The sequence below is a fragment of the Terrabacter sp. 2RAF25 genome (assembly GCF_052115265.1).
Classification (GTDB): domain Bacteria; phylum Actinomycetota; class Actinomycetes; order Actinomycetales; family Dermatophilaceae; genus Terrabacter.
Map to the genome: position 1 here is coordinate 245,029 of NZ_JBFRGJ010000002.1, position 17,499 is coordinate 262,527.

Below are 17,499 nucleotides of genomic sequence, written 5' to 3' on the forward strand. Positions count from 1 at the left end.
GGGGGCCCGCGTGGCGCGAGCCCCCACCTTCAGTACCGGCACCCCCGTAGGGGGATCAACGTCACGGAGCCGCCGGTACAGTCCTGATGGCCGAGTCCGTCTGGCCGACCGGGTTGACTGCACGGACGCGGACGTACCAGATCTGTCGAGCCAGATTGGCCGTGGTGAACGACGTCGTCGTGCCCGACAGGGAGGCCGACTGGCCGGCAGTGGTGGCAAACGTGGGCGACGAGCTCCACTGGACCAGGTAACTGGCCGCTCCGCTGGTGGCGCCCCACGTCACCGTGACTCGCTCGTTGTTGCCGACGCGCGCGGCTGTTGCCGTGGCGATCACCGGCTGAGCAGGCGCCTGGACGGCGACGGTGGCCGTGTTGGTGGGCGCCGACTGCCCAGCCACGTTGACCGCGCTGACACGGTAGGCATACGTGTTGCCGACCGTGACGTTGCCGTCGACGTAGGTGGCGGTGCCCGTGGTTGCGCGCGCCGGCGGGGTGGCGAGCTGGGCGAATGCCCCGCCGTTCACCGAGCGCTCGACGAGGAAGCCCGACTCATTGGTGGCGTTGTCACGCCACGAGAGGCTCACCTGCGGCCCCGCGGTCACGGCCGCCGTGAGCGTTGTGGGTGCCGCCGGCCCATTGACCCCGAGGGTGTCGGAGATCGACTGCGCCGTCAGGCTCGGGAAACCCTTCCCGTACCCCACGGTGTTCAGGGCGACGACGCGGTAGAGGTAGGGCGTCGTCCCGTCGGACGACGTATCCAGGTACGTCCGCGCGCCATGGACGTTGGGCTGGTCGAGCGGTGACGCAACGGTGGTCAGGTCGATCCACGTCGTCCCGTTCGTCGTGCGCTGGACCACGAACGACGTCTCGTTGATCGAGTTGTCGTTCCAGGTCAGCTTGACGTTCTGCCCGACGACCTTGCCGTTCTTTCCAAGGACGTTGACGAGTGAGGAGGTCAGGCCATCGACCCTCCTCGGCGGCAGTGCCACCGACTCCGGACGCATCATGTCCATCTCCTCGTGGCTGAGGATGTGGCAGTGGATGACGTACTCCCAACCCATGTTGACGAGCGAGTTGACGATGGCGCCGGTCGGGTTGCCCTGCGGGTCGATGTTGTTGAACCCGCTCTGGTCACCCAACGGCATCATCGGGTTGAGCGGCCGCACCGCGTTCGGCACCTCGAAGGGCACCTGTGGGACCACCGGCCGCAGCGCGACGATGGTGTCCTCGAGCGGGCTCATCCGCACGGTGTCCTTCCAGCCGAGCTCGTTCGCGTCAGGTGGGATGACGATGTTGTCCCACGTGACCCGGTTGAGCACCTGCACGTCGTAGAGGTGGAAGTGGATCGGGTGCGTGTCCACGCCGTTGTGCGTGAAGCGCCAGATCTGCGTCCCGTCCTTGGCGTTCGTGATGGGCGTGACCTTCACGTCCGCCGGCGGCAGGTTCGTGCCGTCGATGAGCTCGGTGGCCGGGTTGATGTACGGGTACAGCGTCACATTCTGCGCACCCGGTGTCGGAGGCTGCGCCTCCACGCCGAGGTTGGCCTGCATGCGCCCGTACTCGTCGAACGTCGTCGAGTTCATCTCGTCGTGGATCGCTTTGGGCTCCAACGGCATCGTCATCTTCGCGGTGGGCGCCGCGAGGGTGTTGAAGCCGAAGGTGCCGGTGTCGTTGACCCGCACGAGACCGTCACACTTGGTGACGTTGCCGGTCTTGACGTTGCAGTTGCTGCTCGCCGCGAAGCTCGTCCCGTAGGCCGAGTTGTAGGCCGCCTGGCCGACGATGACCGGGTGCTGGCCGGACTCGAAGACACCGGAGCCGTTCGCCTGGTGCTTGAACGCGTTGACGAGGCCCGTCATGTTGAACGGTTGGGCCGGGGACGTCGCCGCGATCTTCACCTGCATGACGGTTCGGGAGTTCGGCCCGTAGCCAGGCAGGATCTTCGGGGCGCCGGCAGGGCTCAGGTCGGGCGCGCCAGTGTAGTAGTCGTACGACGGCACGCGCGCCGGGAAGGCCGCGGGTGAGTCGTTGTAGAGGATCAGCGTCTTCCCCGCGAACTTCGAGAAGTCGACGATGACGTCGGCCCGCTCGGCCGGTGCCAGCAGCAGCGAGTGCTTGTCGACGTTGCCGAAGTCGAAACGGGTCGGGTCGGTGATCCACGTCGTGGGCTGCTGGCCGTCGATGACCGCAGGCGCGGGCAGGAATCCTCCCTCGTTCGCGATCTGCACCCAGTCGGGCCCGTAGGCGTCGTTGTTCGCACCCTCAGGTGTGGGTGAGACGGTCGGGTCCGTCTGTGCCGCAGCCAGTTCCGAGGCCTTCAGCTTGACCTCAGTGCCCTGGGCGCCACCGTTCGCCGGGTCCGTGTCGGCCGTGTACCACTGGAAGTTGAAGAACCTGTCGTTCGCGGCGTTGAGCATCCGCAGGCGGTAGGACTTCGGCTGCAGGGTGACGGTCGGGTAGGCGACACCGTTGACGATCGGGGTGTCGTTGAACTGCTCCATGCCGGCCGAGACGTTGGGCGTGCCGGGGATCTGCTCCGGCTCGCAGAACGGGTCGGTCTGGTACTGCCACGTCGACGGGTCGTCGAGGTTGCAGCTCGGGTCGTAGTACGGGTTGGCGATCGGCCCGTAGGTCGTGCCCGTGGCCGGCGGCCAGAACCACGGTCCGTACATCCAGCGGCCGTAGGCGCTCATGCCGCCGGGGTCACCCGGGTTCTGGGCGGGCATGTAGACGTGGTGGTACCAGAAGCTGCCCTTCGTGCCCCACCGTTTCGCGTCCCACGTCGGGTCCTGGCCGTAGGTGACCGGGTTGCCCTTGGCGTCCTTGGCAACACTGTCGTTGAGCTGCTCCGGCCCGGGCACGAAGGTGCGGTCCTGCACGATGAGCGGCAGGGTCTCGCCGGCCGCCGGGATGAGTCCGGCGTTGACGAGAGCCTTCTCGGTGTTGTCGGTGATGGTGTAGCCCGCCGCCTCACCGGCATACACGTTGAGACGCGTGATGCCCCACGAGTGGTCGTGGTAGAACATCAGCCGCGCGCTCTGCTGGTTGGTGTAGTAGAACGTCGAGCAGCCGTCGTCCTTGGCGGCGCACACGGCCGGCGACGTCGGGACTGCCGGGTCGGACAGCATGTCCGGGACGTTCTGCACACTGACACCCTCGGGCCAGGGAGTGTTCTCGCCCGCAGGGGTGATCCACTGGTGCGGCGTGCCGTCGCTGATCCACGGCGTGGTGCCGCCGTGCAGGTGCAGCGTGGCCCGGTTGTCCTTGAAGCACCCGGAGGGCTTGGGCTCCTGCGTGCAGTCGGGGTTGCGCACCTGGTCCGTCACGGAGCCCGTGTTGGTCGGGGCTGCCATGGCCATCGGGCCCATGCCCGAGCCCATCATCGTGCTGTCGGTCGGCAGGAACAGGTCACCGTCCGCGCCCTTCGGCAGCAGGTTACGGAAGACGATCCGGACCGGCCGGTCCTTGGTGGCCGAGATGATCGGGCCGAGCCACTGCGGCGCGGTGACGCCCGTGTAGCCGGTGATCGGCTGGGTCGTCCCGTCCTGGAGCTCGTTGAAGAGAGTGACGTGCTGGCCGGGGACAGCCGTCGTCGAGAGCTGGACGTAGCCGCGGACGAGGGTCGCCGGCAGGTCACGCGAGAACTTCGTGCGGTACTGCACGAGACCGATCACGTACTCGTCGGCGGCCTTGCCGCTGTAGGTCTTGGCCTCGGGCACCGCGAGCGGGATGAATTTGTTGGCAGCGCCCATCCCGACGTCCGTGCCGAGCTGCTGCGGCACCGCAGGGCAGCCGGCGCCGCTCGTGCCCGGGTTGCAGGCAATGGGCAGCGCGTCCTGGAACTTCTTCATGCCGGCCGTCAGGTAGCCGGCTCCGGGGGCGGTCACGCTGATCGACTCGATGGAGCCGACATCGGTGGTCACCGTGCCCGTGGCGCCGTTTCCGTTGCCGGTGGGATCGGTGATGCTGAGGGTCGCCGACGTGTAGCCACTCCCGGGGGCACCGACGGACAGGCCGACGAGCTTGAGGGTCGCCGTCGCGGTGGCCGGGGTGGCGCCCGCGATGGGGTCGGACAGGGTGCCGTTGAGGATGGTGACCCCCGGTGCCTTGGAGTAGCCGGTCCCCGACTCGTCGACGATGACCTTCTGGACCACCCCGCCGACGAGGTCGGCCGGGTCGACGTGGCCCGTGGCACGCGTGCCGTTGGGGTCGTCGGGCAGGTCGAACATGACGGTCGGCATCGTGTAGCCGGAGCCGCCGTTCGTCAGCGTGACGACGTCGACGCTGCCCGAGGCGACGACCGACGCGCCGGTCCCGTCACCGGTGACGGTGGCGGACAGCGTCGAGTAACCGCCCCCAGCGCCCCCGACGGTCGCCGACACGACGGCGCCGCTGGTGCGCACGACCGCGCTCGCTGCCGCGCCCGTCCCCGTCGGCGACGTGACGGTCACCACGGGTGAGGTGTAGTCGTGACCTGGGGCCGTGACGTCGATCGTCCCGATGCCACCCGTCGCCGGATCCACCTGCGCGACTGCGGTGGCGCCGGTTCCCCCACCGGAGTCGGTGATGCTGACCGTGGCGGTCGGCAGGGTGAGCGGGCTGTTGGCCCAGTTCGGCCAGGGCCCGAAGTAGTGCGGCACCTTCGTGGAGTCGGTGACCGACGTCGGCGGCGAGGCCGATGCCGTCTGCGGCGCCATCCCGGCCTGCATGCCGAGGGCCAGCGCCGTGGCGACGCCGGCCACCGCCGCGGTGAACCATCGTGCGGAACTGCTGCGTGACATTACCCCCACCTGCTCTCGACGGAGCACCCCCCAAATTGAGTGCCCTATCCAAGAAACTAAGCACGCGAGAAAGCCCCAAGATTGCCAAAACCTGGGAATCGAAATGCAGACATCTTTTGCGCGACAAGCAATTGACGAAACGCAATTCCGACATGCGCTCAATGCCTCTGACCTGCACAAACGGACAAACACGACACTCGTCCCGGACGAGAGAAGGCAAAGACGGCATACGTGTGCCGGCATGTGACGAAGCACTCTTCACCTTTGGCCCGATCGCGCCCGAAGGCGCTCTAGCCTCGAGATATGAGAAGGAAAGGATGGACCTTCCTCTCCAACCACGGACACGTGCTCGTCTGCCTGGCTGACGATCCGGACATGCGGCTGAAGGACATGGCAGCGAGCATCGGGATCACCGAGCGCGCCGTCCAGCAGATCATCGCCGACCTCGAGGGCGCCCACGTGATCACGCGTCACAAGGAGGGGCGCCGCAACCGTTACGCGGTGCGTCGAGACGTCCGGTTCCGGCACCCGCTGGAGGCGGGCCTGAGGGTCGGCGAGTTCCTCGACATGACGCGCCGGCGACCCCGCCTGCGGCAACTCAGCGAGCAGTGGGGTCGAACGTCCGGCGAGGACGACGACCTCGAGCGAGACGCGCTCTGACCGACCGCGCCCGGCGGCCGGCGTGCGACGGCGCCCGCGAGCGGGCGCGCGACGGCGCCCTGCGGCCGGCGCGCGATCAGCGCATACCGGCGGCGACGCTGTCGAAGGCCTGGTCGATGTTGCGCTCGAGCCGACCTGACCCGCCCTGCTGCTGGTGCTCGATGCACGCGCGCACCGCCGCGAGCGCGACGGCCACGGTCAGGCGCGGCTCCAAGGAGGCCCCCGGCGCGACGCCGAGTCGGCGCTCCAGGGCCTCGGTCAGGGCGTTCTCGATGCGGATGTTGTTGCCGACGAGAGCCGGCGCCAGGGCGGACTCGCCGAGCAGGATGCGCCGGCGCCGGGCGCGCAGCTGCTTGTCGATCGTGCTGGGCGCGAGCATCTCGGCGATGATCCGCCGGAGGGAGGCGACCGGCGACTCGCCCTCGGTCGCGTGCTCGAGCGAGGCGGCATACGCCTCGAGCTCCTCGGGAGTGGTGCCGATGACGGCAGCCTCCTTCGAGGGGAAGTAGTTGAAGAAGGTGCGGGCGCTGACGCCGGCTCGGGCGGCGATCTCGTCGGTCGTGACCGAGGCGAAGCCCTTCTCCTCGACGAGGTCGAGGGCGGCGAGGTTGATCGCGCGGCGGGTCTCGCGCTTCTTGCGCTCGCGCAGGCCGCAGCCGTCGTCGGTCAGCGTGGTCGTGCTCATACCCTCATGGTGTCACGATCAGTGCATGGACTGCAATTTTGCAGTCACTGCACAATCGGCGTACCGTGGTCGTCATGCCACAGACGACCCAGGGGGTAGCCACGAACTCCGCGACCGCTACGACCGGCGACACCACGCCCGCCGGACTCGACCGCTCGACCCGCAACATCTTCATCGCGCTCATGCTCGGCATGCTCGTCGCGTCGATCAGCCAGACGATCGTCGGCCCCGCGATGCCGCGCATCGTCGCCGAGCTCGGCGGCATCGACCACTACTCGTGGCTCGCCACCGCCGCGATGCTCGTCAGCGCGATCACCGTGCCGATCGTCGGCAAGATGAGCGACCTCTACGGTCGTCGTGGCTTCTACCTCGGCGGCCTCGTCGTCTTCATGGCCGGCTCGGTCCTGTCCGGCTTCGCGCAGAACTTCTGGTGGCTCATCGCCGCCCGCGCCATCCAGGGCGCCGGGATGGGCACCCTGATGCCGCTCTCGCAGACGATCATCGGCGACATCATCCCGCCGCGCCAGCGTGGCAAGTACCAGGGCCTGATGGGCGGTGTCTTCGGCCTCGCCTCGATCCTCGGGCCGCTCGTCGGCGGCTTCGTCACCGACAACTGGGGCTGGCGCTACCTCTTCTTCATCACGCTGCCGGTCGGCGTGTTCGCCTTCTTCGGCATCAGCCGCTTCCTGCACCTCGAGCACACGCCGCGCGAGTCCGTCGTCGACAGGGCCGGCATCGGCGTCCTGTCGCTGACACTGATCCTCCTGCTCGTGCCCACGTCGCTCGGTGGCACGACGTTGGCCTGGGGCTCCCCCGCCATCATCGGCATGTACGCCGCGGGCGTCGTCGCGCTCGGCGCCTTCATCGCGATCGAGCGCAAGGCCGTCGAGCCGGTGCTGCCGCTGCGCCTCTTCAAGAGCCCGCTCTTCACCCTCTCCAACATCGCGGCCTTCATGGTCTCGGTCATGATGTTCGGCGCGATGATCTACCTGCCCGTCTACGCGCAGGGCGTCCTGGGCGCCTCGGCGACCAACTCCGGCCTGATCCTCATGCCGATGTCGGTCGCGATGATCGGCCTCTCGATCGTCTCCGGTCTCGTCATCACCAGGACCGGCCGCTACAAGCTGCAGACCATCGCGGGCATCCTCATCATGGGCGTCGGCTTCTGGCTGCTCACCCAGCTGCACTACGGCTCGAGCCAGACCGAGCTGACCCTCTCGATGATCGTCTTCGGCGTCGGCCTCGGCATGGCGCTGCAGGTCTTCACCCTGATCATCCAGAACTCCGCGCAGCGCAAGGACCTCGGCGTCGCCACGGCATCGACGCAGTTCTTCCGCAACGTCGGCTCGACCGTCGGCACCGCGGTGTTCGGCACGATCATGACCAGCGGCCTCGCCGGCAACATCGCCTCGCACCTGCCGACCTCGGTCGTCAAGCAGATGCAGGCATCGGGTCAGCAGGTCAGCGCCGGATCGGTGCTCGACCCCTCGGCCCTCGCGAAGCTGCCTCCGCAGGTCGCGACCGGCGTCCAGCAGGGTCTCGCCGACTCGCTCCACACGGTCTTCGTCTGGGGTCTGGTGCCCTTCGCCCTCGCGCTGCTCGCCGCCCTGTTCATCAAGGAGGTGCCACTGCGTGACACCGTGCACACGCCCGACGAGGCCGGCATCGAGATCCTCGACACCCTGTCGCAGACGGCGCCCGTCGACGAGCTCAAGGTCCCCCTCGGTCGCGAGGCCGGCAACACGCGCACGCACGAGCGCCTGCTCGGACTGCGCCTGGGCCTGCTCGCCGACTCCGCGCTGCGGGGCGACCGGCCGTTGCTCATGCGTGCCGTGACCCGGCTCGGCGACGGCGACCTCGACGCCGGCGCAGCCCTGCTGCACCGCACGGCCAGGATGCTGACCACCGAGGACGCTGCGTTGGCGGCCGACACCGAGCGCTTCGCCGTCGAGGTCGCGGCCAGGGCCAAGCAGCCGGGCGGCATCCTCGACGAGGCGCTCAAGCGGGAGCTGGCGACGGCCGTGGCCGAGCGCGACGCAGCCACGGTGATGACCACCGTCGAGCCGACCGTCGCCGAGCGGCACGAGGCCGTCGACATCCGGCTGCTCTCGTCCGTCGGTGACGACCTCGGCGCCGCCTACCTCGTCGACCGGCAGAACGCGCGCGTCGCCGAGCAGGAGGCAGCAGCCGCCCGCTGACCCCCACACCCCCTTCACCGTCGAGAGGCCAAAGTTTGCGGCCTCGCGCGAGTCGAAAGGCCAGTTCTCGTCGCGAGAACTGGCCTTTCGACATGAGGGCACCCGCAAAGGTTGGCCTTTCGACGGGTGGGCGGGAGGGCCGCATACGGTGTCGGGATGACTGACGGAGTGAGTGACGGGACGAAGAAGGTCGCGCTCGTGACGGGCGCGTCGGCCGGCATCGGCGAGTCCGTCGCCGTCCACCTCGTCGAGGCGGGCTGGACCGTGTATGCCGTCGCCCGCAGGGTCGAGCGCATGGCGGCGCTCGCCGCCCGCGGGGTCACGACGTTCGCGATGGACGTCACCGACGACGACGCGATGGTCGCCGGCGTGCGACGCGTCCTCGACGAGCAGGGCCGCATCGACGCCCTGGTCAACAACGCGGGCTACGGCTCCTACGGCCCCGTCGAGACCGTGCCCATCGACGAGGCGCGACAGCAGTTCGAGGTGAACGTCTTCGGCCTCGCCCGGCTCACCCAGCTCGTCATCCCGCAGATGCGGCGCCAGCAGTCGGGGACCGTCGTCAACATGTCGAGCATCGGCGGCAAGATCTACGAGCCGTTCGGGGCGTGGTACCACGCGACGAAGTTCGCGGTCGAGGGTTGGAGCGACAGCCTGCGGCTCGAGCTGGCACCGTTCGGCATCGACGTCGTGCTCGTCGAGCCGGGCCCGATCGTCTCCGAGTGGGACGGCATCGCCCGCGACAGCATGCTCGCCCACTCGCGCGGCACGGTGTACGAGAAGGCCGCGACCCGGATGGCGGCGATGTACGCCCGCACCTACGACCCGGCGCGCATCTCGAGCCCCGACGCCGTTGCGGAGAAGGTGCTGGTCGCCCTCGAGGCCGCCAACCCGTCCGCCCGCTACCCGGCCGGACGCGGCGCGCGCACCATCCTCACCGCGCGGCGCCTGCTGCCCGACCGTCTCATGGACGTCGTCATGCGCCGCGTCGCCGGAGGCTGACTCACCTGCTCCCCTCCCCCCACAACGCGCGAACGCCGCGTTCGGTCTCGAACTGCGTGTTAGAACACTGAGTTCGAGACCGAACGCSGCGTTCGGTTGGTGCGGGTCAGCCCCAGACGAGGGCCTGGGCCGGGTCGGCCAGGATCGCTGCGAGGTCGCTGAGGAACCTCGAGCCGAGCTCGCCGTCGATGAGCCGGTGGTCGAAGCTGACCGCGAGCTGCGTGACGTGACGGATCGCGATCTCGTCGGTGCCGTCGGCGTCGGTGACGACCCACGGCTGCTTGCGGATCGCGCCGAAGCAGACGATCGCCGACTCGCCGGGGTTGATGATCGGCGTGCCGCTGTCGACGCCGAACACGCCGACGTTGGTGATCGTCACCGTGCCGCCCGACATCTCGGCCGGCTGGGTGCGACCCTCGCGGGCCGTCGCCGTGAGCTGACCGATGGCCTGCGCCAGCTCGAGCATCGACATGCCGTGGGCGTCCTTGATGTTCGGGACGATCAGGCCCCGCGGGGTCGCCGCGGCGATGCCGAGGTTGACGTAGTTCTTCTGGACGATCTCCTGCGCGGCGTCGTCCCACGTCGCGTTCATGCCCGGGTTGCGCCTGATCGCCAGGACCAGGGCCTTGGCGAGCACGAGCAGCGGCGTGACCTTGACGTCCTTGAACTCGCGGCTGCCCTTGAGGCGGTCGACCAGCTCCATCGTCTTGGTGACGTCGATGGTGATCCACTCGGTGACGTGCGGCGCCGTGAACGCCGACCCGACCATCGCCTGGGCGGTCATCTTGCGCACGCCCTTGATCGGGATGCGCTCCTCGCGCGGGCCCGAGCCGAAGGGGGCGTATGCCGCCGCGCCGGATGCCGCTGCACCGTTGACTGCCGCGGCGGCGGGGATCGAGTCTGCCTGTGCCGCAGCCGAACCCGTGCCGGAAACGAACGCCTGGACGTCGTCGCGGGTGATGATGCCGTCGGTGCCGGACCCCTGCACGGACCAGAGGTCGACACCGAGGTCCTTCGCGAGCTTGCGCACCGGCGGCTTCGCCTTGGGCCGGCCCTCGCGCGAGACAGCCTCTGCGACGGGCGGCGCCGGGGACTCGGTGCGCGGCGCGGGGGCGACCGGCTCGGCGACCGGAGCCGCTGCGGCGATCTGCTCGGTCTCGGTCGGAGCGTTCTCGCTCGGCGCGGACGCGACCGGGGCTGCGGCTGCAGCGCCCTTGCGCGGGCGGCGAGCGGTGGCGCCGGCCTTGGCGCCGTAGCCGACGAGGATCGCCTCGGACGCTCCCGCAGCCTCGGCCGACGCAGCACCCGCCGCCGGCGCCGCGGGCGCCTCGTCGCCGCCCTTGCCGTCGTCGATCGAGATGATCGGGGTGCCGACGTCGATCGTCTGGCCGACCTCGACGAGCAGCTCCTTGACGGTGCCGGCCCACGGGATCGGCAGCTCGACGAGCGACTTGGCCGTCTCGATCTCGAGCACCATGTCGTTGACCTTGACGGAGTCGCCGGGCGAGACCTTCCACTCGACGATCTCGGCCTCGACGAGGCCTTCGCCGGGGTCGGGCAGGTTGAACGTCTTGATTGCCATGTGTGGCAGCCCTTCTCAGTACGCGAGCGCGCGGTCGACGCCGTCGAGGATGCGGTCGAGGTCGGGGAGGAACTCTTCCTCCATCCGGCTCGGCGGGTAGGGGATGTTCGCGCCGTTGACGCGGATGACCGGCGCCTCGAGCTCGTAGAAGCACTGCTCGGTGACCTGCGCCGAGATCTCCGACGCCATGCCGAGGAAGCTGCTCGCCTCGTGCACGACGACGAGCCGGCCGGTCTTGCGGACCGACGCGACGATCGTCTCGATGGGCAGCGGTGAGAGCGAGCGCAGGTCGATGACCTCGATGCTCGTGCCCTCCGCCTCCGCGGCGGCGGCCGACTCGAGCATCGTCTTGACGACGGGGCCGTAGCCGACGAGCGTCACGTCGGTGCCCTCGCGCAGGACGTTGGCCTCGAACAGGCCTCGCGGCGACGACGGCGCAGCCGTGTCGTACTCGGCGCGGTCGTGGTAGCGGCGCTTCGGCTCGAAGAAGACCACCGGGTCGTCACAGGCCACGGCCTGCTGGATCATCCAGTGGGCGTCCTCGGGGTTGCTGCACGCGACGACGCGCAGGCCCGCGGTGTGGGCGAAGTAGGCCTCGGGGCTCTCGGAGTGGTGCTCCGGGCTCCCGATGCCGCCGCCGAACGGGATGCGGATGACCATCGGGATCTTGACGGCGCCGAGGGCACGCGCGTGCATCTTGGCGACCTGGCTGACGATCTGGTCGAAGGCGGGGTAGACGAAGCCGTCGAACTGGATCTCGCAGACGGGTCGGTAGCCGCGCAGGGCCATGCCGACCGCGGTGCCGACGATGCCGGACTCGGCGAGTGGCGAGTCGATGACGCGCTCCTCGCCGAAGTCCTTCTGGAGGCCCTCGGTGATGCGGAAGACGCCGCCGAGCTTGCCGATGTCCTCACCGATGAGCACGACCTTGGGGTCGGCCTCCATGGCCTTGCGCAGGCCGTTGGTGATGCTCTTGCCGAGGGTGACCTTCTCGAGTGCCATCAGTTCGCCTCCTCGAAGCTCGCCTTGTAGGCGAGGTAGGCGGCACGCTCCGCCTCCATGACGGGGTGGTCCTCGGCGTAGACGTGGTCCCACATCGTCGCGCCGGGCATCGTCTCCATCGTGACGCAGCCCTCGCGCAGCTCGGCTGCGAACTGGTCGGCCTCCTCGTCGACCCGCGTGAAGAAGGCCTCGTCGGCCATTCCCTCGTGGGCGAGGAGCGTCTTGAGGCGCAGGATCGGGTCGCGGAACTTCCACTCCTCGACCTCGGCCGAGACGCGGTACTTCGTCGGGTCATCGGCCGTCGTGTGGGCACCCATGCGGTAGGTGTAGGCCTCGATGAGCAGCGGGCCGTTGCCGTTGCGCGCCTCGTCGAGACAGTGCTGCGTCACGGCATACGTGGCGAGGATGTCGTTGCCGTCGACGCGCACGCCGGGGAAGCCGAAGCCGCGGGCGCGCTGGAACAGCGGGATGCGGGTCTGCTTCTCGACGGGCTCGGAGATCGCCCACTGGTTGTTCTGGCAGAAGAAGACGACCGGGGCGTCGAAGCTCGCCGCGTAGACGAACGCCTCGTTGACGTCACCCTGCGAGGAGGCGCCGTCGCCGAAGTAGCAGATGACGGCGGTGTCGCGGTCGGGGTCGCCGGTGCCGACGTTGCCGTCCATGCGCACGCCCATCGCGTAGCCGGTGGCGTGCAGCGCCTGGGCCCCGATGACGATCGTGTAGAGGTGGAAGTTGTTCTCCTGCGGGTCCCAGCCGCCCTGGCTGACGCCGCGGAAGAGCTGCAGCGAGCTCTGCGGGTCCATGCCGCGCACGAAGCCGACGCCGTGCTCGCGGTAGGTCGGGAAGACGAAGTCGTGCGGCTTGAGCGCGCGACCGGAGCCGACCTGGGCGGCCTCCTGGCCGAGCAGGCTCGGCCACAGGCCGAGCTCGCCCTGGCGCTGCAGGGCGTAGCCCTCCGCGTCGAGGCGACGGATCAGGACGAGGTCGCGGTAGAAGCTCCGCAGGTCCTCGGGCGTCAGGTCCGCGACGTACTTGTCGTAGTCGGGATGGGACACGCGCTGACCTTCGGGGGTCAGCAACTGGATCATGTCCGGGCCGCCGTCGCCGACCGCGGGGGTCGGCTCCTGCAGCTCCGCGACAACCTTGTCGCTCACGTGGGGCTCCTTCGCCGGTGAGACCGGCCTACTCGTTCGGCCCGCAAACGGGGGTCACCCGCTGTCGGCTTCTGGGGGGCGCAGGACCGCCGTTCGTGACGACGGACACGTGCTTGGTCCTCGACCCGGAACTTACCGGAGAGCCCTGCGAATCTCACAATGCGGGACGGTTCGGTGACCGCCGTGGACGGCCTCCGGCCCACGCCCCCACCCGCGGTGGCACTGGCACAACCCTGGACGTATGCCGTCGGGGAGGGTGCACACGTGGGTGACGTCAGCGGCGGGAGCCCCACGACCACGCCGGGGTCGTGAGCAGGCCCTGACCCTGCACGAAGGTCTCGCCGAGGTCCTTGGTCAGGGTGATGCCGCGGGCGGGCGACCCGAGCCCGACGGGGAGGTCGTCCTCGTCGTCGGGGTCGACCACCGCCAGCTCGGCGATGAGCGCCCGGGAGTGCGAGACGACCATGACCTGGCTGCGCTCGGCCGCCGAACGGATGAGCCGGGCGAGCGGCGCGAGCAGCTCGGGGTGCAACGAGGTCTCGGGCTCGTTGAGGACCATGAGCGGTGGCGGGTCGGGCGTGAGCAGGGCCGCGACGAGCAACAGGTAGCGCAGCGTGCCGTCGGACAGCTCGGCCCCGGCCAGGGGTCGCAGCATGCCGGGCTGGTGCAGGGCCACGTCGAAGCGGCCGCCCTCGACCGTGACGTCGAGGATCGCTCCGTCGAAGGCGTCGGCGACGGCCCGGTCGAGGTCGCGGCCACCTTGCTCGCGGATGGTCTGGAGGGCCGCGGCCAGGTCACGACCGTCGTCGGCGAGCACGGGCGTGCGCGTGCCGACCTGGGGCGTGCGTGCGGGGGCGCCCGAGTCGGCGCGGAAGCCGTCGTAGAAGCGCCAGCCCCTCATCATGCGACGGACGCGCAGCAGCTCCGGGGCCCGCTCGGGGTCTGCCAGCTCGGTGAGCATGCTCTCCCACGGTCGCAGCGACCGGGTCAGCTCGGTCCAGCCCGGGCGTCCCCGCCGGCTGGTGCCGGCCGACCGCGCGACCGCCCCCTCTGCCGGTGCGGGATCGCGGTAGGCCGCGCGCGACCCGGCGCGCGAGCCCGGCGCCTCGACCGGGTCGGACTCCCACTCGGACTCGTCGTCGCCGTCCCCGACCCAGTCGGAGCCCCACGCGTCGTCACTGCCGGCCGCGGCACGGGTCTCGACGACACCCCATCGCCGGCGCACGAGGACCGACCCGGGCCGCATGACGGGGCCGGACCACACGACCTCGCGCTTGATCTCGGGGTCGCGCAGGAACGCGGACGCGGACCCGGCATCAGCGCCCGAGGCCTGCTGCGGCAGGCCGAGGTCGACGAGGTAGCCGAAGTCGTCGGAGGCGAAACCGAGCTGGAGGCTGATCGGCCCCTTGCGCCGCGTGCCCTGGACCGCGTGCCCCAGGTCGCGTGCACCGCCGAGCGTGGCCGGGCCGGCCCAGAGCGCCGACTGGAGGCCGCCTTCGCGCGCGAGCGTGCCGATGACGTCGCCGCGACCGCATCCCGCGAGCAGACGCAGGGAACGGTAGAGGCTGGACTTGCCGCTGCCGTTGGCACCGGTGACGACGTCGAGCCCGTGCAGCGGCACGACGACGTCGCGCAGCGACCGGTAGCCCGAGACGGCGACAGCTGTGAGCATGCACCGAAGGTATGCCGCCGGGCCGACAGCCGGGTCGACATCCGGCCCGCATCCGCTCGGGCTTCCGGCCTGCCGGGTGGGATCCTGCTCCCCTGAGCGGAGCAAGATCCGGGCCCCGGAGCACTCGGCCGGGGACGTGTGGCGGGGCAGACCGGCTCAGGTCGAGGCGCGACGCCGGGAGAGGACGACGAGCATCGCGACGACCGCCAGCACGGCGAGCACCGCTGCGGCCGGCAGGAACAGCGCGACCGGGGTGCGCTCGAACTCGAGAACACCCAGCTCGACGGTCGAGGTCCAGCCGAACGACGTGGACCCGCTGAACGCGAAAGCGGTGGACAGCACGATGGTCGTCACCGCGGCCAGTGCTGCCGCCGCCACGGCAACCCATCGGACCCCGCTGCGCCGACGTGCGACCGCTGCGGCCCACACCACGCCGGCGGCGAGCATCAGCACCATGCCCGCAGCGACGAGGGCGACGAGCCCGGGCGAGCTGTCCCCGTTCGCCGAGACGGACTCGCTGACCCCTCGCGCCCGGCCGCCGAACCAGATGTCGATGACCGGCTCACTGCCGCCGGCAGTGCGTGACACGAGGTGCTGGGTCGGCCACACCAGGACGGCGGCCAGCAGGACCGCCCCGGCGAGGAGCAGCAGCGGGGCCGCCCGACGGAGCACCCCCACCACGGTCAGGCGCCGGCCTGCGGGTCGACGCCGTCGCCGCCGGCCCCCGCCGACCAGGCGGGGAGCTCCTGGAGCGACCACTTGTTGCCGTCGGGGTCGGAGAAGTAGACGAAGCGCCCCCACGGCTGCTGGTCGACGTCGGAGGCCTCGACACCACGACCGACGAGGTCGGCGCGCGCGATGTCTGCGTCGACGACGACCATCTGCAGGTTGTCCAGGCCGCCGGGGACGATCTCGGTCAGGCCCTTGCCGATCGCGATGGAGCAGGCCGACCCGGGCGGCGTCAGCTGCACGAAACGGATCTCGTCACTCACGGTGTAGTCGTGGTCGGCGTGGAAGCCGACCCTCTCGACGTAGAACTCCTTGGCCCGGTCGACGTCGGTCACGGGCACGGCCACCAGCTCGAGCTTCATGTCCATGACCCGACGGTACGGCGCAGCACCCACACCCCGGGGCCCGACCGCGAACCCGGTCAGCGCCGCTCGACGTCGAGGTCGTCGCTGAAACCCATCAGCGTCCGGCCGAACGGGTCGTCCGGTGTCGCACCAGGGACGCGGACGCCGGTCATCGCGATGGCCGGAACCGCTTCGGGTCGGTGGGCGACTCGCACGAGCGGTCTCGGTTCTCGTCCTCCGAGAAGCCGACGGTGGACCGTGCGTCAGTCCGACTGCCGGTGCCTGGGATGGAGCCGACCGCGCGGCCGCCCCAACCGGGGTGCGCTCCCGGCTCGACGTCGCGGATCGTCGCGATGCCGACCCTCGGCGTGGCCGTCTCGGCACCGGTGCCGGGACCGGCCGTCGGTGAGCGACGTCGCGACGCCTCGGCGAGGGCCGAGCCGCGTGACCAGGCGGCCGTCGCCAGGGAGGCCACCGCCCGTCGCATCATCCAGCCGAGGGCAGCGAGCAGCAGGGCCGTGCCGACGAGCTGGAGCACCCCGGCGACAGTCCTGTCGGCCGTGAGCCCTTCCGTCAGACCGAAGAAGTAGCCCTGCATCCGCCCCGCCGTCTGGCCGATGCCTGCGGTCACGCTCGCCGCGAGCCACGACGCGCCGGCGACGCCCAGCAGCAGACCCGCGGAGCCACGGCGGAGTGCGTGGCTCGCGGCGGCGACGACCCCTGCGAGCAAGGCCACGCCGAGCAGGAGCAGACCCCAGGGGTTGCCGAAGTCGATGGTGGGGTCGGTCGCCCCGGGACTCGCGTCGGCGACCCGTCCCCACGACCAGAAGGCGATGCGCTGCGCCTGGGCGCCCTGCGCCACCTCGTCAGGTGTCGGGGTGAGGGTCAGTGTGTCGGTCGGCCAGAGTGTCGCCGGCGCGGCGCAGACGACACCGCCGATGAGGAGCAGCGTCCCGAGGAGGCGACCCTGCACGAGGGTCGGCCACGTCATCGTCGCTCCCCATCGAGGTCGCCGAGCCCCACGGCTGGGCCCGAGAGGTGCTCGCCGGCCGGCCGGCTGGTGATCGTGGGCCGCGCTCCCCCGACCGTCCCGACCGAACCATCCCCGTCACCGTCCCCGTCACCCTGCGCGTCACCCCGCCCGTCACGGAGCCGGCGCAGCCGCGCGACCCAGGCGGACGGCATACGCCATCGGGCGAGAGAGAGGAGCATGAGCACGACCGCCACGACGAGGGCGACGGCAGCCAGCGACTCCAGCGCACCCGCGACGGTCGAGCTGCCCGTGGCAGCGAGCCCGTGCACGTCGTCGCGGACCGCGCGACCGTGCCGCTCGGAGACAGTCGTGGCGAGCCGGCCCAACAGCGCGGCCGACACCACGGGCGCCGCCGCGGCCCAGGACGCCGTCGTCAGCGCCCAGGAGACCGCCCCCGCTGCCGTGAGCGCCAACAGGCCGACGAGCAGCACCAGCCCGAACGGGTTCTGGAGGTCCTGAACGACCGCTCCGCCGGGGCCGAGCACCTGCGACCGACCCCAGCCCCAGTCCTGCTGGTCGAAGAGCACGAGACCGCGTTCGCCGTCGAGAGTGGTCAGCCGCCAGGTTGGAGCGACGACGGAGGGGGCTGCGAGCGCCACGCCGACGAGAGCGGCCACACCGGCCGGGACCCGTTCTCCCAGGAGCGCCATCGCTTCCT

At 70.4% G+C, this 17,499-nt stretch carries 13 protein-coding genes; 3 read left to right on the plus strand and 10 right to left on the minus strand.

Annotated elements, in window-relative coordinates; all coding sequences use genetic code 11:
* Positions 1-61: 61 nt before the first annotated feature.
* Positions 62-4,780 carry a multicopper oxidase domain-containing protein gene (locus tag AB4091_RS04390; RefSeq protein ID WP_442290504.1) on the minus strand — a complete coding sequence of 1,573 codons (4,719 nt, stop codon included), beginning with the start codon at positions 4,778-4,780 and terminating at the stop codon, positions 62-64.
* A gap of 303 nt (positions 4,781-5,083) precedes the next feature.
* Between AB4091_RS04390 and AB4091_RS04395 the strand changes: the two genes are divergently transcribed.
* Positions 5,084-5,440, plus strand: coding sequence for a helix-turn-helix transcriptional regulator (locus AB4091_RS04395; RefSeq protein ID WP_442290505.1), 357 nt, complete (start codon positions 5,084-5,086; stop codon positions 5,438-5,440).
* Positions 5,441-5,516: 76 nt separating this feature from the next.
* On the opposite strand, the gene AB4091_RS04400 is transcribed toward AB4091_RS04395, so the two are convergent.
* The gene (locus AB4091_RS04400) at positions 5,517-6,125 is read right to left on the minus strand and encodes a TetR/AcrR family transcriptional regulator (protein ID WP_442290506.1); all 609 of its coding nucleotides are present in this window, start codon (positions 6,123-6,125) and stop codon (positions 5,517-5,519) included.
* A 65-nt stretch (positions 6,126-6,190) separates the two neighbouring features.
* Between AB4091_RS04400 and AB4091_RS04405 the strand changes: the two genes are divergently transcribed.
* A complete protein-coding gene (locus AB4091_RS04405) occupies positions 6,191-8,323 on the plus strand; it encodes an MDR family MFS transporter (protein ID WP_442290507.1) in 2,133 nt (710 codons plus the stop codon).
* A gap of 156 nt (positions 8,324-8,479) precedes the next feature.
* Positions 8,480-9,325 carry an oxidoreductase gene (locus AB4091_RS04410; RefSeq protein ID WP_442290508.1) on the plus strand — a complete coding sequence of 282 codons (846 nt, stop codon included), beginning with the start codon at positions 8,480-8,482 and terminating at the stop codon, positions 9,323-9,325.
* 106 nt (positions 9,326-9,431) lie between these two features.
* Here AB4091_RS04410 and AB4091_RS04415 read toward each other — a convergent pair whose 3' ends face one another.
* From AB4091_RS04415 to AB4091_RS04450, 8 genes are all read right to left on the minus strand, one after another.
* Positions 9,432-10,907 carry a dihydrolipoamide acetyltransferase family protein gene (locus AB4091_RS04415; RefSeq protein ID WP_442290509.1) on the minus strand — a complete coding sequence of 492 codons (1,476 nt, stop codon included), beginning with the start codon at positions 10,905-10,907 and terminating at the stop codon, positions 9,432-9,434.
* Between the two features lie 15 nt (positions 10,908-10,922).
* Positions 10,923-11,909, minus strand: coding sequence for an alpha-ketoacid dehydrogenase subunit beta (locus AB4091_RS04420; RefSeq protein WP_442290510.1), 987 nt, complete (start codon positions 11,907-11,909; stop codon positions 10,923-10,925).
* Positions 11,909-13,063 carry a pyruvate dehydrogenase (acetyl-transferring) E1 component subunit alpha gene (gene pdhA / locus AB4091_RS04425; RefSeq protein WP_442290511.1) on the minus strand — a complete coding sequence of 385 codons (1,155 nt, stop codon included), beginning with the start codon at positions 13,061-13,063 and terminating at the stop codon, positions 11,909-11,911. Before pdhA ends, AB4091_RS04420 begins: the two co-directional genes overlap by 1 nt.
* 274 nt (positions 13,064-13,337) lie before the next feature.
* Positions 13,338-14,735, minus strand: coding sequence for an AAA family ATPase (locus AB4091_RS04430; protein WP_442290512.1), 1,398 nt, complete (start codon positions 14,733-14,735; stop codon positions 13,338-13,340).
* Positions 14,736-14,891: 156 nt separating this feature from the next.
* Entirely contained in the window at positions 14,892-15,407 is a 516-nt protein-coding gene (locus AB4091_RS04435) for a hypothetical protein (RefSeq protein WP_442290513.1), read from the minus strand.
* An 11-nt stretch (positions 15,408-15,418) separates the two neighbouring features.
* The gene (locus tag AB4091_RS04440; protein WP_442290514.1) at positions 15,419-15,832 is read right to left on the minus strand and encodes a glyoxalase superfamily protein; all 414 of its coding nucleotides are present in this window, start codon (positions 15,830-15,832) and stop codon (positions 15,419-15,421) included.
* 145 nt (positions 15,833-15,977) lie between these two features.
* Complete coding sequence (locus tag AB4091_RS04445; protein ID WP_442290515.1) at positions 15,978-16,799, minus strand: hypothetical protein; 822 nt, start codon at positions 16,797-16,799, stop codon at positions 15,978-15,980.
* Positions 16,796-17,491 carry a hypothetical protein gene (locus tag AB4091_RS04450; RefSeq protein WP_442290516.1) on the minus strand — a complete coding sequence of 232 codons (696 nt, stop codon included), beginning with the start codon at positions 17,489-17,491 and terminating at the stop codon, positions 16,796-16,798. Before AB4091_RS04450 ends, AB4091_RS04445 begins: the two co-directional genes overlap by 4 nt.
* Positions 17,492-17,499: the final 8 nt, after the last annotated feature.